Raw genomic sequence first — 20,822 nt, forward strand, 5'->3', positions numbered from 1 at the left:
CGGTCGCGCCGAGCCCGTCGGCCTTCGCCATCCATGGCCAGCCGCGGGTAACGCGGCGCTCGCCGGGATCCGTGCCGGGCGCGCTCGCAGGATCCGGGCAGAAGCGCGGCATGAGGCGGCACGTCCTGCTCGCCGCTGTCGCGCGGCTCCAATGGCTGCGACCCCGCGGCACGGCGGGCAATGCACCGCTCAGGTGCCGCGTGGCTTGGCGCGATGGCTGGCGGTGGCGGTCCACGGATCGTCCGGCCACGGGTGGCGGGGATAGCGGCCCTTCATTTCCTTCTTCACTTCCGGATAGGTGCTGGACCAGAAGTTGCGCAGGTCCTGGGTCACCTGCAGCGGGCGCCCGCCCGGCGAGAGCAGGTGCAGCAGCAGCGGCACGCGGCCGTCGGCGACGCGCGGGGTGTCGGCCAGGCCGAACAGTTCCTGCAGCTTCACCGCCAGCACCGGCGGTTGCGCCTGGCCGGCGTGGTCGAGCGCGTAGTCGATGCGCCGCTCCATGCCCGAGGGCACGCTGATCCGCGTCGGCGCATGCCGATCGACGGCCTGCCGCTGGTCCCATGGCAGCAGCGACTTCAGCGCCTCGCCCAGCTCGTCTTCGCCCAGCGCGTCGAGCCGGGTCTTGCCGGCAAAGGCCGGTCGCAGCCAGCCGTCCAGGGTTTCCAGCAACGCCGCGTCGCCGAGATCGGGCAATCCCAGCTCCGGCATCCATGTGCGCAGTGCGACCACGCGCGCGCGCCACTGGGTCAGCGGCTCGCTCCACGGCAGCGCCTGCAGGCCGAGTTCGCGCACCGCCTCGGTCAGCGCCGCTGCCGCATGCGCCGGATCGACGCGGCCGGCGGGGCGGCTGTCGAGCACGATGCGGTCGAAGCGGGTTTCGCGCAGCGCGCTCAGCGCGCGCCGTTCGGCGTCCCAGCGCACCACGTCCTGCTGCACGAAGCGCTGCGGGAAATCCGCGCGCAGCCGCGCCTCGTCCACCGGCGCGGCGCGCAGCAGCAGCGCGTCCTTGGCTTCGTAGCGCAGTTCGGTGGCGACCAGCCACGGCTCGCCGCGCAGGTCGCTGTGCTCGAACAGGCGTGCGCTGCGGCCGTTGGCCAGCAGATAGCGCAACGGATCGGCCGGATGCCGGGTGGCGATGCGGTCGGGGAAGGCATGGGCGAGCAGGTCGCCCAGTTCGTGCGCTTCCACGCTGTCCGGCGCGGCGGCGTCGCTGCGCAGGCGCCGCCGCCACTGCTTGGCCGCCGCGTCGATCGCGGCCAGGCCGCCGCGGTTGGCGTCGTGCGGGGCGCGGCCGCGGCGGAACCCGGCCAGTGCGCGCCAGCGCGCCGCCAGCGCGTCGCCGCCCTGACGCAACGGGTCGCGCGCCTCGACCAGCGCGGCCAGGTCGCAGGCCAGCGCCTGCGCCCGTGGGTCCGGCGCAGCCAGCAACATCGCCGCCAGTCGCGGGTGGGTGCCCAGCGCGAGCATGCGCCGCCCGTTCGCGGTGATCGCATGGTTCTCGCTCAAGGCGCCCAGCCGCTGCAGCAGTTCGCGCGCGGCGGCCAGCGCGCCGGGCGGCGGCGGATCGACGAAGCGCAGCGTGTCGCTGCCCCAGGCCGCCAGTTCCAGCGCCAGCCCGGCCAGTTCCACCTGCAGCATTTCCGCGCGTCGCTGCGCCTCCAGGCGCTGCGACTGCGGCCACAGCCGGTAGGCCCAGCCGGAGGCGACACGGCCGGCGCGGCCGGCGCGCTGGTCGGCCGAGGCCTGGGCGATGGCGGTGACGTCCAGCCGCGAGAAGCCGCTGTTGGGGTCGTAGTGCGGCTCGCGCGCCAGGCCGGCGTCGATCACCACGCGCACGCCGGGCAGCGTCACCGACGATTCGGCCACGTTGGTCGCCAGCACCACGCGGCGGCGGCCGTGCGGATCGGGCTGCAACACCTTGCTCTGCTGCTCGACCGGCAACTCGCCATGCAACGGCAACACGTCGACACCGTTCCCTTCTCCCCCCGGGAGAAGGTTGCGCGCAGCGCCGGATGAGGGTACGGCAGAAGCGGTGCCTGACGGCGCACCCGACCCCACCCCGGCCGCCTCCAACGCCGCCTGCACCCGCGCGATCTCGCGCTGTCCGGGCAGGAACACCAGCACGTCGCCGGGATGCTGTTGCAGCGCGTGCTCGACCGCGCGGCGGGTCTGCGCTTCCAGCGCCTCGTCGCGCCGCGCCGGGAAATGCGCGATCTCCACCGGATAGCTGCGGCCGGCACTGGACAGGCGCGGCGCGTCCAGGAACTGCGCCAGGCGTTCGCCGTCCAGCGTCGCCGACATCACCACGATGCGCAGGTCCTCGCGCACCTGCGCCTGCACGTCCAGCGCCAGCGCCAGGCCCAGGTCGGCGGCCAGATGGCGTTCGTGGAATTCGTCGAACAGCAGCGCACCGACGCCGTCGAGCATCGGATCGTCCTGGATCATCCGGGTCAGGATGCCCTCGGTGACCACTTCGATGCGGGTGCGCGCGGAGACCTTGTTCTCGAAGCGGATGCGGTAGCCCACGGTCTCGCCCGGCGCTTCGCCGCGCTGCCTGGCCATGAACGTGGCGGCGCTGCGCGCGGCGACCCGGCGCGGCTCCAGCATCACGATGCGGCGGCCCTGCAGCCAAGGCGCCTCCAGCAACGCCGGCGGCACCTGGGTGGTCTTGCCGGCGCCGGGCGGGGCTTCCAGCACCAGCCGCGGATGCGCGGCGAGGCTGTCGCGGATCTGCGGCAGCAGCGGATCGATCGGAAAAGCGGGAGAGGCCATCGGCCAAGGATACGGATCGGCTGCGCCGCTGTAGAGCGCAGCCCGCTCGCCGGCAGCGCCGGCCCCGTACAATCTCCGGCTTTGCTGCCCGGCTTTCTCGGCATTTCCGCATGACTCTGATCGATATCGGCGCCAACCTCACCCACGATTCCTTCGATCGCGACCGCGACGCGGTGCTGCAGCGCGCCCGCGATGCAGGCGTCGCGCAGTTGGTGGTCACCGGCGCCAGCCGCGAGCATTCGCCGCTGGCGTTGCAGCTGGCGCAGCAGCATCCCGGCTTCCTCTACGCCACGGCGGGCGTGCATCCGCATCACGCCGTCGAATACACCGCCGAGTGCGACGCGGAACTGCGCGCGCTGCATGCGCATGCCGAGGTGGTGGCGGTGGGCGAGTGCGGGCTCGACTATTTCCGCGACCTCGCGCCGCGCCCGGCGCAGCACCGCGCCTTCGAGCGCCAACTGCAGTTGGCCGCCGACACCGGCAAGCCGCTGTTCCTGCACCAGCGCGACGCGCATGCGGATTTCCTGGCGCTGATGCGCCAGTTCGACGGCAAGCTCGGCCCGGCGGTGGTGCATTGCTTCACCGGCACCCGCGAGGAGCTGTTCGACTACCTGGACCGCGACTGGCATATCGGCATCACCGGTTGGCTGTGCGACGAGCGCCGCGGCGCGCACCTGCGCGAGCTGGTCAAGAACATCCCGGCATCGCGGCTGATGATCGAGACCGACGCGCCGTACCTGCTGCCGCGCACGCTCAAGCCGCTGCCCAAGGACCGGCGCAACGAGCCGGCGTTCCTGGCGCACATCGTCGAGGAACTGGCGCGCGACCGCGGCGAGGACGTGGCGGCGACCGCGGCGGCGACCACCGCCACCGCACGCGGGTTCTTCCACCTGCCCGACGCCGGGTGAGCGGCGTCCGTCGCTGGCTGCGGCTATCGCCGGCGGGCGTGGCGATGCGCCTTTGTCTTGCACGGATCGAATTGCCGGTGGCAGGCGCGCTGCCGCAGGGTTCGAACGCGTCCTTGCGCCAGCCATGCCCTGTAGGAGCGGCTTCAGCCGCGACAGGTATTTTCGGTAGAGCGTTGCGGCTGAAGCCGCTCCTACAGGGGCGTTCACTGCGTAGCGCCGGTTTTTCGTGGCGCGGAGCGGCGCTATTCGATCTGCGCGTCCTCGCGCTTGGCTTCGGCCATCGCTTCCGGCTCCAGCTCCTCGGCGCTGCGGTTGAGCTTGACGAACACGCCCCAGGCGACCAGCAACAGCGCCGCGCACAGGCCGACCGCGGTGGCGTAGGGCAGCTTGGCCGGGTCGTCGTGCATCAGCTCGAAGATCGACACCAGCGTTTCGATCGCCAGGGCGATGACGATGACCACGAAGAACCGCGACAGGTAGCGGCGCACCCGCGTCGGGCCACTGACCTTGACGTCGCGCTGCACTTCTTCCTCGAAGATGGTCTGGCCCAGCTCCAGGGTCACCAGCGCCACGGTGAGCAGGCCGATCGCCTCCAGCACCACGTTGAAGCGGTCGCGGATCACCAGGTCGCCGCCGGGGGTGAGGCCGTGCCACAGCTCCAGCACCGCCATCGCCACCAGGCCGGCGGCGCACAGCAGGAACAGCAGGATGATCAGAAAATGGCCGCCGCGGAATAGTTTTTCCATGAACTTCGTCGCCGCTTGCCGGGATCAGGTCGGCGAGCATAGGCGCGGCGGGCGTCAGCGGCGCGCGAAGAGGCGAGATGGACGAGGGGGCCGGGCCGCAAGCGAGAAGTGGCTGGCACGCAATGCGGTCCGCGGGACCCCCAGGGAAGCTGGCGTCCGGCGGTGTTGCACTGCTCGGTCGGGTTGGTCAGGGACTGCAGGCGGGACGCTGACCTGGCCGGTCGCTGGTCGCTGGTCAAGATTGAAACCACTACTCGCCGGGCAACGGATGGCCGGCCGAGTGCACTGTGGGAGGGACTTCAGTCCCGACGCCTGTCCACTGCAGCCGACCCAGCCCTGCTGGTTGCGGTCTGCCAGCTCGCACAAAACGAATGGCGGGCATGGCGATGTGCCGGAAAAACCTGCGGGGGCCTGAGCCTCCCGCTGCCACTTTCGCGACTGCCAGGGTGTGGCCCCGCCGCCCCGCTTTCAGCCCTGCGCCAACCCGGCCTGGTAGGCCTGCAGATGGCAATAAGCGGCCATCAGCCATGGCGCGGTATGGCCGGCAGCGCGGGCGCGCGCCAGCATGTCGCCGACGATGTGCTGCGCTTCCACCTGCTGCCCGGCTTCCAGGTCGCGCAGCATCGACGCCTTCATCGGCGAGCCGGGCTGGGTCAGCAACTGCAGCGCGTTGGCCTGCGCCGCTTCCGGCACCGGCTCGCCCGCGGCGGCGGCGACCGCCGTGCATTCGGCATACAGTCCGCGCAGCAGCGCCACGCCGTCGTCGCTGGCGACGATGCGGCCGGTCGGCGCGCGCATCAGGCAGGTGGCCGCGGCCAGCGCGGTCAGGAAGGTGTACTTGATCCACTGTTCCTGTGCGATCCGCGGCGTGGCCAGGTGATCGATGCCGGCCTGCGCGCAGGCGGCGGCCAGCTCGCGCACGCGCGCGCTGTCGGCGCCGCGCCCGTCGCGCTCGCCGAAGGTCAGCGAGGCCGGCTTGGCCAGGTGCTGGATGCTGCCGTCCGCGTCCAGCGTGGCGCTGATGAAGCACAGGCCGCCGAGAACGCGTTCGGCCCCGAAGCGGGTGTCCAGCAGCGGATAGTGGCGCAGGCCGTTGAGGATCGGCAGCAACGCGGTGTCGCGGCTCATCGCCGGCGCCAGCGCGTCCAGCGCGCTGTCCAGGTCGTAGGCCTTGCAGCTGAGGATCGCCAGGTCGAACGGCTGCGCCGCGGCGGTGGCCGGCAACGTATCGGCGGTCAGCGCGGCCACCGCGATGTCGGCGTCGCCGCGCGGGCTGCGGATGCGCAAGCCGTCGTGCTGCAGGCGCGCGGCCCGCGCCGGACGGACCAGGAAGGTGACGTCGGCGCCGGCCTGGGCCAGACGTCCGCCGAAGTAGCCGCCGGTCGCGCCGGCGCCGAGGATCAGGATGCGCATGCGCCGATGGTAGCAGCGGCGCCGGCCGGCTTCAGCGTGGCGTGCCGCGTGCTTCCGGTGTGCGCAAGCCGTCCGGCGCCGCGAAGCCTAGCGCTTGACCAGCTCGACCCTGCGGTTTTGCGCCTTGCCCGCTTCGTTCGCATTGTCGGCTACCGGATCGGCGTCGCCAAACCCGGCAGAAGACAATCTGGAGGCATCGATGCCCTGGGCTGTAATGGCAGCGGCGACGGCCTTGGCGCGGCCTTCCGACAGCGTCTTGTTGTGCGCCGGGTCGCCGGTGTTGTCGGTGTAGCCGTTCACGGCCAACTTCAGCGACGCATCCTGCCTGAGCAACTGCACGACCTGCTCGATCTGCGGCTGCGAGTCCGGCAGGATGTCGGTCTTGTCGGTGGCGAAGTTGACGTGCAATGCCACCTTGCCGGTCTTGTCGATCTGCGCCTTCAGTTCGCTGGCCGGCAGCACGCTGGCGGTGATTTCCAGCGGCTTGGTTTCGGCGATCAGCAGTCCGCCGCCGAACTGGTAGCTGCACAGGTGGATCCAGATGTCGCGATCGGCGCGATGCACGACGAATACCTGCGTGGGATTGTTCCAGACATCGCCCAGGCCGCTGTTGTACTTGACCGCGAAGTCGCGCGGCCATTCCTTGATTTTCTGCCCGGCCTGCTCGGGAATCTTGCCGTCGAAGATCTTCTTGCCGCCCAGCGAAGCGACCACCGCTTCGATGTTGCGTTCCAATTCCACGTCCGAGAAGGTCTTGCCTTGCGCGGCATCGATGTGCGCCGACCAGACCTTGCCTTCCACCGTTTCCAGGCGATCGCCTGTCCAGAACGGCACCTGGTCGAAATCGGCGAGATCCGGCGTGCTTCCGGTGACGTAGCCGTTGGGAAGGGCGATATACGGGAACGCGCCCAGCGGTACGCTCGACACCGGCAGGCTGGACGCATCGAAGCCCTTGGCGGCTGCCTCCTGCTGAGGTTGCGACGCCGGCGGACTGCTGGCCGCAGCCGCGGACGCGGCGGCATGCCCGTCGTTTTGCGCCGGTTGCTGCTGCTTCTTGCAGGCACCAAGACCCAGGGTGATCGCTACAACCAACGTCGCCGCTACTGCCTTTTTCACAGAGGTACTCCTTGCCGGGGGACGAAAAAACAGTGTAGCCGCGAACCCGGCCGATCTTCCTGCGCCACGATGAACACCGATCGATCGACGACGCGAAATGGCACGCGGCGCAAGCCGCCGGCGCGCGCGACTAGCGGGTCGGCTCGGGCGGCTGGAACAGCGCATCGGGTTGCGGGCGGTATTCCACGCGCTGGATGTCCCACTGCTGCTGTTGTTGCAGGCCGGTCTTGCCGCGATATGCGAGCACCAGGCCGGTGTCGCGATCCAGCCACATCGTGCCCTGCCGGGTCATGCCGGGGCCGCCCGCATTGGAAAGCCGGTATCGCCACTGCACCGCGGGCCGGCCGGCATGGACGCCGATATCGGCACGTTGGCAGTCGGCGAACATGCCCAGGCCGGCGCACGGCTGTTCCGGGTCGAAGCGCAGCGGCCAGCGCATGCCGGGCACCGGCATGCCGTCGCCCTGCTGTCCCACGATCCAGCCAACGGGTGCGTCCTTGGTCAGGATCAACGCGTACGGCGTACCGCTGGCGTCCTTGAACTGCACGCGCAGCGCATCGTCGCGGAAATACAGGGTCACCGGCTGCGGCGCGTCCTTGGGGCGGATCCGGCTCAATCCGCTCAGCTGGTTGGTCGTCACCTCGGCCACGCCGGAGAACGGAAACTCCTCGGCGCGCGTGCTTTGCGCAAGCGCAGGGGAGATCGCGAGCGCACATGCCAGCACCGAACGCCAAAGCATCACTTGTCCAGATTGCCCTGTTTGTAGATCGGCGATTGCATGCGCACGATCGCATAGCTTTCGATCGGCAAGCGATTGGTCAGCGGTTGCAGCGTCGAGGATTCGAAGGTGCCTGGCTTGAGGTACTGGGACTTCCCCCCCAGTACCCAGCCAACGAACGGCACTACCAGCGGCGCGTCGTAGACGACTTTGACTTTCAGGATGTTGGCGTCCTGGACATTGACGCCGCTGCTGCCGACCGCGGTGCTGCGATAGGCGAGCGTATCGTTGGGCAGGGCGTACTGGCCGTTGTACTGCCGCTCCTTGAAGTTGCCCCATGCCGCGCGCGTCGGGTTGATCACGGTGATGTGCCCGCGCCTGAGCACGTTCAAGTCCGCATACGCCTTGCCATACGCGACTTCCAATGCGACCTGCCCGGTCTCATTGGAGTAGAGCGGCATCATGCCCTTGGCGAAGCTCCTCTGCATTTCGCCGCGGTCCACGCCGGTTACCGCGCCTGTGCGCGCGACCATCAGCGCGGCGTAATCGAGCGTCGTCTTCATTCGGTACAACAGCACCGCCTGGATGACCGCCAGCAGCAGGAACAGCAGGACCGGGGTGATGATCACCAGTTCCACCATGGATTGGCCGCGCATCGAGCGCCGGCTGCGCAATTCCCGCATACGTGTTTTCATGACCATGCTCCGGTGTCGGGCGGCGGCGCGACCGTTGCGGTGCGCCAGCGCCACTGTTCGCCTTGCTGCGGCTGCAGCCGGTCCAGCGCGCCGCCATGGAATTCGACGGTGGCCACGGCGCGCCGGCAGGCCGCGGCGCGGTACGGCCTGACGTTCTCGCGCCATTCCAGCACGACGTCGTCGCGCGCGAGGAACACCAGGTCCAACGGGTAGGCCATGCCGATGGTGTGCACACTGGCGCAGGGCCGGATCAACAGGGCTTCCGATCCGTCCTCGGCCAGTGCCGGCCGGGCCAGCAAGCCGCGCATCCGCGACCACCAGGTGTCGGCGGACCACACGTGCGGGATGGGAGCGCCCCCGCTGCGCTCGATGTGCCCGTGCTTCACAGGATTCCCTCCTGCAACATCTTCAAGTAGATGAAGTAGCCCAGGAACAGGAAGATCAGCGGGAAGAAGAACATCACCAGCGGCAGCATCATCTTCACCGGCGCCTCCAGCGCCAGCTTCTCCGCGCGCAGGAAGCGCTCTTCGCGGCGCTGGTTGGCCTGCGCGCGCAGGGTGTCGCTCAAGTTGGCGCCGACCTTGTCTGCCTGAATCAGCGCGCTGGTGAAGCTGGTGATCTGGCCGATGTCCATGCGCTCGGCCATGCGCCGCAGCGCTTCGGCCCTGGGAAGTCCGGCACGCAGATCGCGGAGCATGCGCGAGAACTCCTGCGACAGCGCACCGGCCGGGCCCTTGGCCACGGCCTGCTCGATGCCGCCGGTCACATTCAAGCCGGCTTCCACCGACATGGTGATGAAATCCAGGTAGACCGGCAGGTCGCGCACCACTGCCTTCTGCCGCGCCTTGCGGCGTTCGCCCAACCACAGCACGGGGTAGAGCCAACCCAGCACGCCCCCGAAGAACAGGCACATCAGCCCCGCGCCGACCGCGAGCTTGCCGAGCATCGCCGTGCACAGCAGGAACACCGCGGTCACCACGATCGCGCTGGCCATGCGCAGGCCGTAGAACTCTTCCGGGGTCAGGGTGAAGTCCTGTCCGGCCGCCTGCAGTTGGCGATGGGTCTGCTCGAGCTGGGTGACGCTGAGGTGCGGCGCGATGCGGCGCGTCAGCACCGTCACCAGTGGCCACATCAACTGCATCAGGCGCGGCAGCGGGTCGTAGTAAGTACGGTCCTCCAGCTCGACTTCGCGGATCACCCCGCGCGTGCCGATGATCACCAGCGCGACGGCGCCGGCAGCCAGAAGAGCGACGAGGGCGAGCATCCAGGTCATACGTCGATCGTCATGATCTTCTTGCAGAGGCGATAGCCCAGATATTCCATGATCAGGCAGATGGTGATCACCACCCATCCGTGCCAGCTGTGGAACATGGGCTGCATGGTTTCGCTGTACATCAGGCTCAGATAGCCGATCAGGAAGACCGGCAGCATCGCCATGACGATGCCCTGCAACCGGCCTTGCGCGGTCAGCGACTTGACCTTCTTTTCCATGGTCAGGCGCCGGCGCAGCGTTTCGGCCAGCGTCGCCAGGGTTTCGGCCAGGTTGCCGCCGACCTCGCGCGAGATGTTCACCGCCGACACGAACAGCTCGGCGTCGGTGATCGGCACCCGCTTGCTGAAGTTTTCCATCGCCTCTTCGGCGCGGATGCCCATGTGCTGCTCACGCAGCACCAGCGCCAGTTCCTGCGCCAGCGGCGGCTGGCCGTCGTGCACCAGCACTTCCATCGCCGGCGCGAAGCCCACGCCGGCACGCAGGCTGCTGGACAGCATCTGCAACGCATCCGGGAGCTGCTCCTGGATCCTCTCCAGCCGCCGCCGGCGCAGATACGCATAGATCTTGCGGGGCGCGAAGATCAGGAAGATGCCGATCAGCACCGCGATGACCAGGCTGCCGGTCAGCATCCAGATGAGCAGCGGGATGATCACCATCACCACGGCGCTGACCATGTAGACCTGCGCGGGGTCCATGAACAGGAACATGTCCGCCAGGTTCATGCGCGCCTGGTCCATGAAGCTCTCGCGGTAGCGCTTCATGAACCGCTCGCCGGAACGCGCAACCAGCAGAACGCCCATCAAGGCGCCGCCGAACACCAGCAAGGCGATCAACCACAGGGCCATCAGCGCGTACTTCCCTGGTTGCGGAAAATATCCAGATTCACCGGCACGCCGCGTTCGGCCAGCTCCTCGTAGAATTCGGGCACCGCGCCGGTCGCCACGAAATTGCCGGCGACCTTGCCGTCCGGTCCGTGGTAGGTGGTCGGCTTGAACAGGAACAGGTCCTGCATCTGGATGGTGCCGCTTTCGATGCCGGTGATTTCGGTGATGTGGCTGACCTTGCGCGACCCGCAGGGATAGCGGCGCTGATGCACGATGAGGTTGACCGCCGAGGCGATCTGCTCGCGCACGACCGTCATCGGCAGCTCCATGCCGGCCATCATCACCATCACTTCCAGACGCGACAGCGTTTCGCGCGGATTGTTGGCGTGCGCCGTGGTCAACGACCCTTCATGGCCGGTGTTCATGGCCTGCAGCATGTCCAGGCTCTCGCCTCCGCGACACTCGCCGACCACGATCCGGTCGGGGCGCATGCGCAACGCGTTCTTGACCAGGTCGCGGATGGTGATCTGGCCCTTGCCTTCCATGTTCGCGGGGCGGGCCTCCAATGCGACCAGGTTCGGCTGCACGAGCTTCAGTTCGGCCGCGTCCTCGATGGTGACGACGCGGTCGCCATCGGGAATGAAGTTCGACAGGATGTTCAACAGCGTGGTCTTGCCCGAGCCGGTACCGCCGGACACCACGATGTTGCGGCGCTCGCGCACGGCCATGATCAGGAAGTCCAGCATCGGCTGGTTCAAGGAGCCGTATTTCAACAAGTCTTCGCCCATCAAGCGGCGCGTGGCGAATTTGCGGATGCTGATGCTCGGCCCGCGCAGGGCCACCGGCGGGATCACCGCGTTCACACGCGAGCCGTCCTTCAGGCGCGCATCGACGAGCGGCGAGCTTTCGTCGATGCGCCGGCCCAACGGGGTGACGATGCGTTCGATCGCCGCCAGGCAGGCGCGTTCGTTGGAGAACACCACCTCCGACTTCTGGATGCGCCCGGCCCGCTCGATGAAGATATCGTCGTGGGCATTGACCATGATTTCGGTGACGGTCGGATCCTCGATCAGATCTTCCAGCGGCCCCAGACCGATGGCTTCGTCCAGCACCTGTTTGGCCAGGCGGCGCGGATTGATGTCAGAGGGCAGGTCGGCGAACTCGCGCGCGAGGATGTCGTCGATCAGATTGATGGTGCTGTCGCGAAGCGCGCTGTCGTCCATGCTGCGCACGTCCATCCGGCGCAGGTCCATTTGCCGGACCAGCGCCATGTGCAGCTTGGTGCGCCAGGTGGCGATATCCGGCGGTGGCGGGCCGGCCAGCACCAAGTCGGTGGACGCCGGCGCGGCCGCCTGGGCTGCGGACGCCGCGTCGGCCGACGTCGTTGCAGGTTCGGCTACACGCGCGGCGATGCCATCGTTGGCTGCCGGGGTGTGCTTGGCGATCCGCGCATCGTCGCCACTGACCTTGAGCACGTAGTGTCCGATGCGGATCTCGTCCTTGCCGTCGATCGGACCCTGCTTGGCCAGGACGACCTTGCCGTTGAGCGTGATCGGCTCGCGCCCGCCCAAGGGCAGGATGAAGACACCCTCGTCTTCGCGCAGCAGCGTGGCATGCTTGCCGGCGATATTCCAGCCCTGGAGCATTACCAGGTTCGCGTCGGCGCGCCCGATGCCGCACTCCCGATGCATGCATTTGACCTGGCGAGTATCGCGGCCCGGCGTATTGATCAGCACTGTGAACATGACGATGACCTTCCGCACTACGTGGGGTGGATTACTTGATCAACTTTTCCTGCCTGGGGCTGATCTCGTCCTGCAGGCCCTTTTCCATCGCGTCGCCGCGCTGCAGGTCCTGCAGATTCTCCGGCGAGGTCGGACTGACGATGCGCGGGGTCACGAAGATCACCAGTTCGGTCTTGTTGCCGCGAAACCCGTCGGAGCGGAACAGCTTGCCCAGGATCGGGATGTCGCCGAGGATCGGCAGCTTGTCCACGGCTTTGGAGGCCTCGCGGTCGAGCAGGCCGGAGATGACGATGGTCTGGCCGGCGTTGACGTTGATTTCGGTCTCGGCACGCCGCGTCAGGAAGCCCGGCACGCCCTGCACCGACACCGAAGGATCGATCCTGCTGACCTCCGCCATGATCGAGGTGTTCACCTGATTGGAAGAGTTGACCGTCGGGTTGATGTTGAGGCGGATGCCGTATTCCTTGTATTCGATCTGGGTCTGCCCTAGCACCGACGGCACCACGATCGGCACTTCGCCGCCGACCAGGAACGAGGCGCTGCTGCCGCTCTTGGCGCTGAGTTTCGGCTGGGCCAGCACCCACGCCTTGCCACGGCTCATCAGCAGGTTGATCTGCGAGCCGATGGTGGTGGCGATGCCGAAGTAGCCCTGCGGTCCGGGCAGCTTGGTGGGCAATGTGTCCTTGACGTCCTGAAACGTCTGGTTGTTCTCGGGAAGCACGCGGAAGTAGCCGTTGCTGGTGACATCGCGGATCAATCCGCCGATCGGACCGTCGATCGTGGTGTCCCAACGGATACCCAGGTCTTCCACCGCGTTCTTGTTGAACTCCATGATGGAAACGTCCATCTGGATCATCGGCCGCATGCCGACCGGATCGGCGCCGGCAAAGTTCAGGACCTGCGGATAGAGCTTCTGCAATGCCTGGATCTTTGCGGTGGTGGCCGCATCGATGTCGTTGCCCGAGATGACGACATTGGAGCCGATCGCCCGCACGGTGACCCCAGGCGTATTGCCCAGCAGCTCGCGCACGGTCTCGGCCACGCCTTCCGACTTGCCGCCCGTCACCGTCACGCTGACGTCGCGCTGGCTGCCGTCCGCCATCCACAGATGCACATTGGTGTCGCCGGGTTTGGTGCCGATCATGACCAGTTCGGACTTGCCGACCGAGAACACGCTGAGCACTTCGCCATCGCCGACCGCGATGCGGCGCAGGGCGCCGTGCACGCGGCGAACCACGGCCTCGCCCGCATAGACGGTTTGGGCAGGCTGCAACGGCGGCGCCACGGACGGCTTCTTGTCGCCAGCCAGGGCGACGCCGCCCGAGGCTGTACCCGCTCCCAGTTCCTGGATCTGCGATTCGGCCGCACGCTTGAGCTGGTCGACCTGGCGACCTTGCGCGATCAACCGCGCCTGTTCGGCCGCCGCCTCGTCCGACGGTGCGCCGGCGGCGGGTGCCGCTGCAGGATGCGCGGTCTTTGCCGTGGCTGGTGTGGCGGCCTGCTGGGCCGACGCATTGAGGCCTCCAATTCCCGCCAACAGGAGGCCGGCCAGCCACGCCGCCGATCTACCTGCCTTGTTTCCGCTACGTCCTGTTGCTTGCCTCATGCTCAACCCTTTCCGCCAATGATGAACTCAACGCGGCTGCTTCCGGTGCCGGTGCTTTCCGGATCGCCCGATCCCAGCGATCGCAGTAATTGACTCTCGCTCATGCCTGTCGCCGCGCCGGGCGAGGTGTCCTGAAGTTCGCGCAGCAGTACACGCACTGCGCCCACCTTCGAGGCCATGGCCAACTGCTTGGCCTGGTACTGGTCCAGTTCCAGGGTGACGCTGGAGAATCCGGCCGATTCGTTCGACTCCTCTCCCTCCTTCGGCGTCGGCACATCGCCGATCCGGCTGCCGGCGGCCAGGACCTTGATCTTCTGCAGCAGCGGAAATACCTGGGCGCCGCTGCCCGAACCGGGGGCGCCGCTGGTGGAGGCATCCTTCACGAAGAAGATGTCGATGAGGTCGCCCGGGGCGATCATGCCGGAGATCGAGTTGTTCTCGTCCACGCTCATCGTGTAGGCGACCTTGCCCTTGGGAATCAGCCGGGAGAACTGTTCGTACAAGGGCACCAGCGCGCTGGCGCTCAGCGGTGCGCCGCCACGGGCCGGAGCGCGCAGCATGCGGCCTTCGTACTGGCCGTGGTTTTCCGGCGTGACCGCATCGGCAGGCGCGAATTCGGCAGGAATCGGCCGCGATGCCAGATCGCTGCCCTGCAGGATCGCGCCCTGCGGCAGGTCATTCACCGGCACGGCCACCTCGACCATGGGCCGCGTGTCCTGGGTGCGCTCGGCGACGGTGTTGCGGATGTAGCTCACTGCGATGAAGGCGGCGAAAGCCGCCATCACCACGGCGATCAGGATGAACAGGACGTTCTTGCTGAGTTTTGGTTTCTGCATGAAGAGTTGCCGTCGAGGCAGGCCGTGGCGAGGGAATGGAGGTCAACCCACCAGGATGTCGGACGCCGAGATGGCGTAGACAAAGGCGGCATAGAGGTCTTTCAGGGCGGTGACCACGTCGGTGATCACGTTCGGGTTGGCGATCAACACGATCACCAGCGCCATCACCACCACGGTGTATTCGATCGTGGATTGACCGCGTTGGGTGCGCTTGCGGGGCATGGCGGCGCGGATCATTCGACCACCGCCACGACCACGGTGCCGGTCTTGCCGCGGCTGGACGTCACCGTCACGCGGTCTTCCTGGCGGATGAAGCGGCCGACGCAATGCGGACTGGTCGCCGCGCAGGCCGACGAGGAGCCATCCCGCACGTAGCCTTGCGCTGCGAAGTAGCGGGTGTAGTACTGCTGATTCTGCAGCGGCGTATAGCGGTTGAGCATGCTCAAGGTCCTGACATGGCGCGGCGTGTCCATGTAGACGATGTCTTCGGCGACCTGCGTATCCGGCAGCCGTCCGAAGCCCTTGCCGACGCCGTCCGCCGGCAGGTCTTTCTTCGGCAGCTGCATGACGCCGATCTGGCCGCGCGTGCTGGTGGCGTCTCCGCTCAATTCGACAGTGACGTAATAGCCGCCTGCTTCCATGTGGCCGAGCACGGTCTTGTTGCCCATGGGAGTGGCCACGACCCCCTTGCCCCATTCCTGTCGATAGAACTGTTCCACCTGACGCGGCGGTGCGGCCACGGTGAAACGGCTGGCGCGCATCGAAACGCCGTTGTAGACCATGTGCTCGGACACGATCTCGCCGGAGGCCTGATCCGGCACAGGCACATCCGGCCAATCCGCAGCGCGTGCAGGGTGGGCGGCGAGCCCCAACAGGACCGGGCCCACCATCTGCGCGAGCAGGCGGCTGGAAGGTCGCCCGCTCATTGCTTGACCGGGTAATTGGCCAGCTTGTCCGCGGGGACGACATCCGGCTCGATCGTGCCGATTTCCAGATCGCCGAGCGATCCCACCATCGGCATGATCGGCTCCAGCACCTTCAGGGTGTCGAAGATGCCGTCCAGCCCTTCGAAATACGACAGCGGCGCCAACGGCTTCACGGTGCTGACCACGCTGCGCGGTCCGCTGCGTGGGCCGGACGCATTCCAGGCATCCGCCAGCAGGGTCTGGTGGCGTTTGTCGACCAGGTTGAGGCTGTCCAGCGGCTCCAGGAAATGCGCCGGCCGGCCATCGGCGGTCTTCAGGTCGCGGTAGTTCAGCGATACTTCTGCGCTGACGTAGCCCTTCCGATTGGGCGGGAAGGCATTGTCGAAATAATTTTTCGGCAACAGCGTCGCCGCTTCGTCGACGTAGCCGGGTGAATTGGCGTTGGCGGTCCGCGTGATCGACAGGTCGTTCTTTTCCAGCAACTTCCTGTTCGAAAACGTATTGAGCATCTGGTCGCCGAACGCACCGCTGCTGTTGCCGGAGGTGGCCGATTTGATCGGCGCATCGGCATCGGCGAAATTGCGGTCGAGCGCCTTGCTCTGCAATGCGCCCCGGCTGGGCGGCTGGTAGTTGTTGGCTACCGTGGCTTCCCAGGCGGCATTGCGCGCGGCCTGCATTGCCATCTGCTTGCCGTGCCCGAGCTTGGCCACGACCGGGATCAGCAGAAAGAGCGGGACCAGCACGGCGGCGCAAACGGCCAGTTCCACCATGCCTTGCCCGCGCATGCTGCGCGGCGACGCAACGGACATCGTTTTCATCCTGCCTGCTCCTTGCCCGTCACCTCGCCGGCGGGGTCCTCGGGAAGCAGCCCCTTGCCGAGGCTGAACGACTTGACCTGCAGCAGGCAGCCATTCCCGCCTTGCAGCGGCTTGGCTTCCAGCGGAATGGAATTCAGGTAGCTGCCCGCGCTGTCCACCGTGCAACCCGCCACGTCGGCCGGCGCCTCGCCGAACCCCCACTTCATGCCGCCGGACCACATGCAGACCTCCTGCTGACCGTTTTGCCAGCGTGTGCACGGCTGGCCCTTGATCTGGCCCTCGCCCATGAGCTTCCAGCCGGTGCCCTGTACGTCCTGGCGTTCCTGGGAACGTGCGCCGCTGTCGATCGCCTGGTACATGCCGGTCGCGTCTTCGATCGCGTCGTGGTCCTCGTGTTGCTCAAGCTTGGCGAGGCAGGCGCTTCGCCCGTCTTCGCCATCGGCGCCAAGCGTCCAGCTGACCTGATGCGCGAACTGGCGCCGCGCGTCGATCATGATCTCGACTTCGCCGGTCCCCAGCTTGGCTTCTTCCTGCGGCGATAGCGCGCGCATCGGCATGCCGGAGCCGCTGCAGGCGTCCATCTTGGCGTGATAGTTCTTGCGCTCCATGTTCTCGCCGCCCAGGCGCGATTCCCAGGCCAGAACGACATGCAGCGCGGGCAGTGACTTGGCGCCGTCGTCGGATGCCGAGGCGTCCGTCAGGCCGCCTTCGGCTGCATCGCGCGAATGGCAGCCGCCGGTGAAGGCAAGCAACGCAACGCAGCCTGCGGCCAGGACGCGGAATCTTTGTTCGAACAACATCATGGAGCGGCCACCAAAAGAGTGCGATCCGCCACTGGCGTCTGCACCAGGCGGGCCTGCCAATACGGACTGAACAAACTGCCCTTTTCGAATTTCCCGTCGCCTTTGCCCCAGACCGAACGCCGGAAGGCGGCCAGTTCATAAGGGCGGTTGAAATAGACCTGCGCGCTGGCCATCGCGCGCAACTGGTTTCCGCGCGCCTCGTCCTTCAGTTCCATGCGGCCACGCCCGATCTTCAGCGTGGAACTGGTGCGCGCCTTTTCGATCTTGGTACCCACCTCGACCGTGTAGATCGGCCCGGCATTGGCGCCTTCGGGGGTCTGCGAATAGGTGCTCTTGACATCGTGATACTGCGGGCTGATGCCATAGCGGTAGCCGTTGAAGAAGGCCTTGTCGCGCTTGAAGTCCTCCCTGACGGCTGGATCGGCTTCGATGAACCGGCCGGCGATGTCGCTGCGCTTGGTGCCGTTGTAGGCCTTGTAGGTCCGGTTGTCGTACGGCGATTTCCATCCACGCCCGTTATTCATCCCGCCGAAGAAATTCGGCTTGCGGCCATCGACGGCCTGGGTGCCGCCCCAGCCGAGCGGAATCTTGACGTCGTCGAGCGGCCAGGGAAGCGGCAGCTTGAACTGAAATGCATCCACGGCCGACCAGCGATCGTATTCGACCATGTCCGTGCCGCCGTTGTTGTTGAACACCCCGAAGGCCGTGCCGTCGCGGGCTCGCGTAAAGGTGTCGCGCGATGCCATGACCACGTTGCGGTAGCGCTCGCCGCCGGGATTGGTGCTGGTCAGGCCTTTACGCTGGCCGGGGCTGTAGCGTTCCAGCTGGTTGCCCGCCGAGACCACGTTCTTGGCCAGCACGCCCTTGCCGACCAGGGTCAGCTCCGCATCCGGTGCGTTGTCCTTGACCACCTTGTTGGCGAGGAGGAAGACGTTGGCTTCCGAAGCGAGCGTGCCGACCGCCGCGTCCGCCGCGAGCGCATACGGGTGATCCAGCACCTGGTCCAGTACGCGGATTTCGCCGTTCGCCACTTCCATGAAGCCTTGCCGGAAGACCTTCAGCGCCTTGTTGATCGCGGTCATGGCGCGGTCGAGTGCGATCAGCACCTCGCCCAGGCCGGGCACCCAGAACAACAAGGTTTCGGCGACCTTGGTGAATTCCCCGAAATGCACGGAGGTGGAGTGCACCATGGTCAGCCACGAATTCAGACTGACCGTTTGCGCGATCGCCACTTCGTTGGCGACGCGTCCGCGGTTCAAGTAAGCGGCGAAGTTGCGCGCGCGTGCCTGCTCGACCGCAATGCTGTACGCAGCGGCATCGGCGGCATTGGTGATTTCCACCTTCTTGCCGACGACCTGTCCGGTGTTGAAGGTCACCAACAGGCCGACGCACAGCACCATCAAGAATGCCAGCACCATCGGCATCGACTGCCCCGACATGTCGGAACGGACGCGTCCCAGCCGTGGCGTAACGCCCCTGGTAGACGGATCGGCGGCGGCGATGATCCCCATCTGGTGTCCTTCCGGAAAAACGCCGTGCGAAGAACGCCATGGATGCGTTCAGCTCGGCTGGGTCCATTTAGAGGTGTTTGAAAAAACGCCGAGGCGTGCCCACGGCGGTGACGACGACAGGCCACCATCTGCCCGGCCGGGCAGATGGTGGCGAAGGCCTTACTTGTTGCCGTTGTACGCGGCCATGCCCTTGTCCTTGTCGGCCTGACTCTGCGCCTTGCCGGCGTTGGTACCGGCGCGGTTGATCATCTGGCTAGCGTCCTGCTTGCCAGACAGCTCCTGCGCCATGCCGGCGACCTGGCTGCGGACGGTGCCGCCGAAGAAGGTAAACACGCCGATGGCGGCGATCGCGATCAGGGCCACGATGATGATGTACTCGGTCATGCCCTGGCCGAGCTGCTTACGGCCGAAACGAATATGCCTGCGTTGGTTCTTCATTGAATCCTCTCCTTGGCTCTGGCGCCCACTGGACCGGCAGCACACTTACGTCCGCGCGGCGCGTGTAGGCGTGTGGGTTGCATACGTGAAAAGTGCACAGATTATGAAACTGATCCTTGGCCCGCATTTGACATCGGCTGACAAATGTATCTCGGACGGCGCCACTTTAGCGTCAACAAATTGCCGGAACAAGAAAACTAGCGTTAATGTTTTGACACATTGTGGAATGCATATCCCGGAACTGAGTCAAACTCTAGGCGCACCGTTCTATGAATTGATTCACTCTGTGCTGATTCCGGGATGCCGGGATGCAGAGTCGATTTAAAAGCGCGTCGCGTTCGACGTCGCGAGTTCTTGACTAAACAAAACAGCCGGCCGGTTTTTATTTTTTATGAATAGGGAATCCAAGCCGGATTCACCGAGATCGGCTGGATAAATCTTGCGTAATAATAGGGATAAATATCCCAAAATTTAGCGGTCTGCCAAAAGGGCGATTGCCATGTGCATCACCGCTCGCCGCCGCCTGCGACGCGGCGGGCCTAAATGCCAACGTCGTATCGGCCAGCGAGCATAGGGCCGCCGCTAGCGCGGCATTGGCGCTAAGGAAATGGAGCGTTGTCGGACGCACGCTACGGCCGCCACGAGGTCGCTACGAGGGAGCGTGGGCATTGCAACTGCGCCTCCGGCACCAGCGGATGTTTTGCCGACGCCGGCGATGCCTTGCGCCGAGCGCGTTCAAGCGGCTCCCGCCGCCAGCCGTCTCGCTGCTTGCGAGGCAGGACTTGTCTTGGATCTTGATGTGCAGCCCGCTGCATGCGGGCTGCACACGTCAGAGCAGCGCTCCGATCAGCTGCGCAACCCCACCCCACGCCGCAGCAACCACAGCGCCAGCGCGCTGAGCACCGCGACGAAACCCAGCATCAGCGCGTAGGCCACCCAGACCGGGACGTCGCTGCTGCCGAGCAGGCCGTAGCGGAAGGCGTTGACCATGTAGAAGATCGGGTTGGCGTGGGTCGCGGCCTCGGCCCAGCCGGGCAGCAGCTTCACCGAATAGAACACGCCGCCCAGGTAGGTCAGCGGGGTCAGGATGAAGGTCGGCACGATCGCCACGTCGTCGAACTTCTTCGCGTACACGGCGTTGATGAAACCGGCCAGCGAGAAGATCGTCGCGCCCAGCAGCACCGTGGTCAGCGTCACCAGCGGGTGCGGGATGCGTACCGGGGTGAAGAACATGGCGATGATCAGCACCAGCACGCCGACCATCAGGCCGCGCAGCACCGCGCCAGCCACGTAACCCCACAGGATCACCCAGTTCGGCATCGGGCTGACCAGCAGTTCCTCGACGTGGCGCCCGAACTTGGCGCCGAAGAAGCTGGAGCTGATGTTGCCGTAGCTGTTCTGGATCACGCTCATCATCACCAGCCCGGGGACGATGAACTGCATGTAGCTGTAGCCGCCCATGTCGCCAACGCGCGAGCCGATCAGCCCGCCGAAGATCAGGAAATACAGGGTCATGGTGATCGCCGGCGGCACCAGGGTCTGGCCCCAGATGCGCAGGATGCGCTTGACCTCGCGGCGCACCACGGTGCCCAGCGCGACCCAGTTGCGCTGGGCCGGCGTGGTCTCGGGAAGAACGGATTGCGGTTTGGTGGTGGTGTTCATTGGTGTCCAGCG

The 20,822-nt window shown here is 66.6% G+C and carries 20 protein-coding genes; 1 reads left to right on the plus strand and 19 read right to left on the minus strand.

Features of this window, described 5'->3' with window-relative positions:
* Positions 1 to 189 precede the first annotated feature (189 nt).
* The gene (hrpB, locus tag AB3X08_RS01735) at positions 190 to 2,772 is read right to left on the minus strand and encodes an ATP-dependent helicase HrpB (protein WP_369935811.1); all 2,583 of its coding nucleotides are present in this window, start codon (positions 2,770 to 2,772) and stop codon (positions 190 to 192) included.
* A 110-nt stretch (positions 2,773 to 2,882) separates the two neighbouring features.
* On the opposite strand from hrpB, the gene AB3X08_RS01740 reads away from it, so the two are divergent.
* The gene (locus tag AB3X08_RS01740) at positions 2,883 to 3,680 is read left to right on the plus strand and encodes a TatD family hydrolase (protein WP_369935812.1); all 798 of its coding nucleotides are present in this window, start codon (positions 2,883 to 2,885) and stop codon (positions 3,678 to 3,680) included.
* Between the two features lie 242 nt (positions 3,681 to 3,922).
* On the opposite strand, the gene AB3X08_RS01745 is transcribed toward AB3X08_RS01740, so the two are convergent.
* From AB3X08_RS01745 to AB3X08_RS01830, 18 genes are all read right to left on the minus strand, one after another.
* Positions 3,923 to 4,426, minus strand: coding sequence for a hypothetical protein (locus tag AB3X08_RS01745; RefSeq protein ID WP_369935813.1), 504 nt, complete (start codon positions 4,424 to 4,426; stop codon positions 3,923 to 3,925).
* A 468-nt stretch (positions 4,427 to 4,894) separates the two neighbouring features.
* A complete protein-coding gene (gene panE, locus AB3X08_RS01750; RefSeq protein ID WP_369935815.1) occupies positions 4,895 to 5,839 on the minus strand; it encodes a 2-dehydropantoate 2-reductase in 945 nt (314 codons plus the stop codon).
* Positions 5,840 to 5,926: 87 nt separating this feature from the next.
* On the minus strand, positions 5,927 to 7,120 hold the full coding sequence (locus AB3X08_RS01755; RefSeq protein WP_369935817.1) for an OmpA family protein: 1,194 nt from the start codon (positions 7,118 to 7,120) through the stop codon (positions 5,927 to 5,929).
* On the minus strand, positions 7,086 to 7,694 hold the full coding sequence (locus AB3X08_RS01760; protein WP_369935818.1) for a hypothetical protein: 609 nt from the start codon (positions 7,692 to 7,694) through the stop codon (positions 7,086 to 7,088). The genes AB3X08_RS01755 and AB3X08_RS01760 overlap by 35 nt, the downstream gene beginning before the upstream one ends.
* Entirely contained in the window at positions 7,694 to 8,422 is a 729-nt protein-coding gene (locus tag AB3X08_RS01765) for a TadE/TadG family type IV pilus assembly protein (RefSeq protein ID WP_369935820.1), read from the minus strand. Before AB3X08_RS01765 ends, AB3X08_RS01760 begins: the two co-directional genes overlap by 1 nt.
* Positions 8,365 to 8,754, minus strand: a complete 390-nt coding sequence (locus tag AB3X08_RS01770; protein WP_369935822.1) for a DUF192 domain-containing protein — start codon at positions 8,752 to 8,754, stop codon at positions 8,365 to 8,367. The genes AB3X08_RS01765 and AB3X08_RS01770 overlap by 58 nt, the downstream gene beginning before the upstream one ends.
* Complete coding sequence (locus AB3X08_RS01775) at positions 8,751 to 9,641, minus strand: type II secretion system F family protein (RefSeq protein WP_369935823.1); 891 nt, start codon at positions 9,639 to 9,641, stop codon at positions 8,751 to 8,753. Before AB3X08_RS01775 ends, AB3X08_RS01770 begins: the two co-directional genes overlap by 4 nt.
* Positions 9,638 to 10,486, minus strand: a complete 849-nt coding sequence (locus AB3X08_RS01780; protein WP_369935825.1) for a type II secretion system F family protein — start codon at positions 10,484 to 10,486, stop codon at positions 9,638 to 9,640. Before AB3X08_RS01780 ends, AB3X08_RS01775 begins: the two co-directional genes overlap by 4 nt.
* Positions 10,486 to 12,210 (minus strand): ATPase, T2SS/T4P/T4SS family, encoded by a 1,725-nt coding sequence (locus AB3X08_RS01785; RefSeq protein WP_369935827.1) that lies wholly within the window; start codon positions 12,208 to 12,210, stop codon positions 10,486 to 10,488. Before AB3X08_RS01785 ends, AB3X08_RS01780 begins: the two co-directional genes overlap by 1 nt.
* A 31-nt stretch (positions 12,211 to 12,241) precedes the next feature.
* Complete coding sequence (locus AB3X08_RS01790; protein WP_369935829.1) at positions 12,242 to 13,816, minus strand: type II and III secretion system protein family protein; 1,575 nt, start codon at positions 13,814 to 13,816, stop codon at positions 12,242 to 12,244.
* Between the two features lie 2 nt (positions 13,817 to 13,818).
* The gene (cpaB, locus tag AB3X08_RS01795) at positions 13,819 to 14,598 is read right to left on the minus strand and encodes a Flp pilus assembly protein CpaB (RefSeq protein ID WP_369935830.1); all 780 of its coding nucleotides are present in this window, start codon (positions 14,596 to 14,598) and stop codon (positions 13,819 to 13,821) included.
* A 96-nt stretch (positions 14,599 to 14,694) separates the two neighbouring features.
* Positions 14,695 to 14,889 (minus strand): hypothetical protein, encoded by a 195-nt coding sequence (locus AB3X08_RS01800; RefSeq protein WP_369935832.1) that lies wholly within the window; start codon positions 14,887 to 14,889, stop codon positions 14,695 to 14,697.
* Positions 14,886 to 15,479: a hypothetical protein gene (locus tag AB3X08_RS01805; RefSeq protein WP_369935833.1), complete on the minus strand. Its 594-nt coding sequence runs from the start codon at positions 15,477 to 15,479 to the stop codon at positions 14,886 to 14,888. Before AB3X08_RS01805 ends, AB3X08_RS01800 begins: the two co-directional genes overlap by 4 nt.
* A 95-nt stretch (positions 15,480 to 15,574) precedes the next feature.
* Positions 15,575 to 16,387, minus strand: a complete 813-nt coding sequence (locus tag AB3X08_RS01810) for a TadE family protein (RefSeq protein ID WP_369935835.1) — start codon at positions 16,385 to 16,387, stop codon at positions 15,575 to 15,577.
* 5 nt (positions 16,388 to 16,392) lie between these two features.
* A complete protein-coding gene (locus AB3X08_RS01815) occupies positions 16,393 to 17,199 on the minus strand; it encodes a hypothetical protein (RefSeq protein ID WP_369935837.1) in 807 nt (268 codons plus the stop codon).
* Positions 17,196 to 18,710, minus strand: coding sequence for a pilus assembly protein TadG-related protein (locus AB3X08_RS01820; protein ID WP_369935839.1), 1,515 nt, complete (start codon positions 18,708 to 18,710; stop codon positions 17,196 to 17,198). Before AB3X08_RS01820 ends, AB3X08_RS01815 begins: the two co-directional genes overlap by 4 nt.
* A gap of 159 nt (positions 18,711 to 18,869) precedes the next feature.
* Positions 18,870 to 19,148 carry a pilus assembly protein gene (locus AB3X08_RS01825; RefSeq protein ID WP_184413945.1) on the minus strand — a complete coding sequence of 93 codons (279 nt, stop codon included), beginning with the start codon at positions 19,146 to 19,148 and terminating at the stop codon, positions 18,870 to 18,872.
* A gap of 846 nt (positions 19,149 to 19,994) precedes the next feature.
* Entirely contained in the window at positions 19,995 to 20,810 is an 816-nt protein-coding gene (locus AB3X08_RS01830; protein WP_369935841.1) for an ABC transporter permease, read from the minus strand.
* Positions 20,811 to 20,822: the final 12 nt, after the last annotated feature.

It is taken from the genome of Xanthomonas sp. DAR 34887, from assembly GCF_041245805.1.
GTDB lineage: Bacteria > Pseudomonadota > Gammaproteobacteria > Xanthomonadales > Xanthomonadaceae > Xanthomonas_A > Xanthomonas_A tesorieronis.

Coding starts and splice junctions, on each gene's coding strand:
- hrpB (WP_369935811.1), bottom strand. CDS start 2,772: ATGGCCTCTCCCGCTTTTCCGATCGATCCGCTGCTGCCGCAGATCCGC.
- AB3X08_RS01740 (WP_369935812.1), top strand. CDS start 2,883: ATGACTCTGATCGATATCGGCGCCAACCTCACCCACGATTCCTTCGAT.
- AB3X08_RS01745 (WP_369935813.1), bottom strand. CDS start 4,426: ATGGAAAAACTATTCCGCGGCGGCCATTTTCTGATCATCCTGCTGTTC.
- panE (WP_369935815.1), bottom strand. CDS start 5,839: ATGCGCATCCTGATCCTCGGCGCCGGCGCGACCGGCGGCTACTTCGGC.
- AB3X08_RS01755 (WP_369935817.1), bottom strand. CDS start 7,120: ATGCGCTGTTCCAGCCGCCCGAGCCGACCCGCTAGTCGCGCGCGCCGG.
- AB3X08_RS01760 (WP_369935818.1), bottom strand. CDS start 7,694: ATGCTTTGGCGTTCGGTGCTGGCATGTGCGCTCGCGATCTCCCCTGCG.
- AB3X08_RS01775 (WP_369935823.1), bottom strand. CDS start 9,641: ATGACCTGGATGCTCGCCCTCGTCGCTCTTCTGGCTGCCGGCGCCGTC.
- AB3X08_RS01780 (WP_369935825.1), bottom strand. CDS start 10,486: ATGGCCCTGTGGTTGATCGCCTTGCTGGTGTTCGGCGGCGCCTTGATG.
- AB3X08_RS01785 (WP_369935827.1), bottom strand. CDS start 12,210: ATGTTCACAGTGCTGATCAATACGCCGGGCCGCGATACTCGCCAGGTC.
- AB3X08_RS01790 (WP_369935829.1), bottom strand. CDS start 13,816: ATGAGGCAAGCAACAGGACGTAGCGGAAACAAGGCAGGTAGATCGGCG.
- cpaB (WP_369935830.1), bottom strand. CDS start 14,598: ATGGCGGCTTTCGCCGCCTTCATCGCAGTGAGCTACATCCGCAACACC.
- AB3X08_RS01800 (WP_369935832.1), bottom strand. CDS start 14,889: ATGATCCGCGCCGCCATGCCCCGCAAGCGCACCCAACGCGGTCAATCC.
- AB3X08_RS01810 (WP_369935835.1), bottom strand. CDS start 16,387: ATGTCCGTTGCGTCGCCGCGCAGCATGCGCGGGCAAGGCATGGTGGAA.
- AB3X08_RS01815 (WP_369935837.1), bottom strand. CDS start 17,199: ATGATGTTGTTCGAACAAAGATTCCGCGTCCTGGCCGCAGGCTGCGTT.
- AB3X08_RS01820 (WP_369935839.1), bottom strand. CDS start 18,710: ATGGGGATCATCGCCGCCGCCGATCCGTCTACCAGGGGCGTTACGCCA.
- AB3X08_RS01825 (WP_184413945.1), bottom strand. CDS start 19,148: ATGAAGAACCAACGCAGGCATATTCGTTTCGGCCGTAAGCAGCTCGGC.
- AB3X08_RS01830 (WP_369935841.1), bottom strand. CDS start 20,810: ATGAACACCACCACCAAACCGCAATCCGTTCTTCCCGAGACCACGCCG.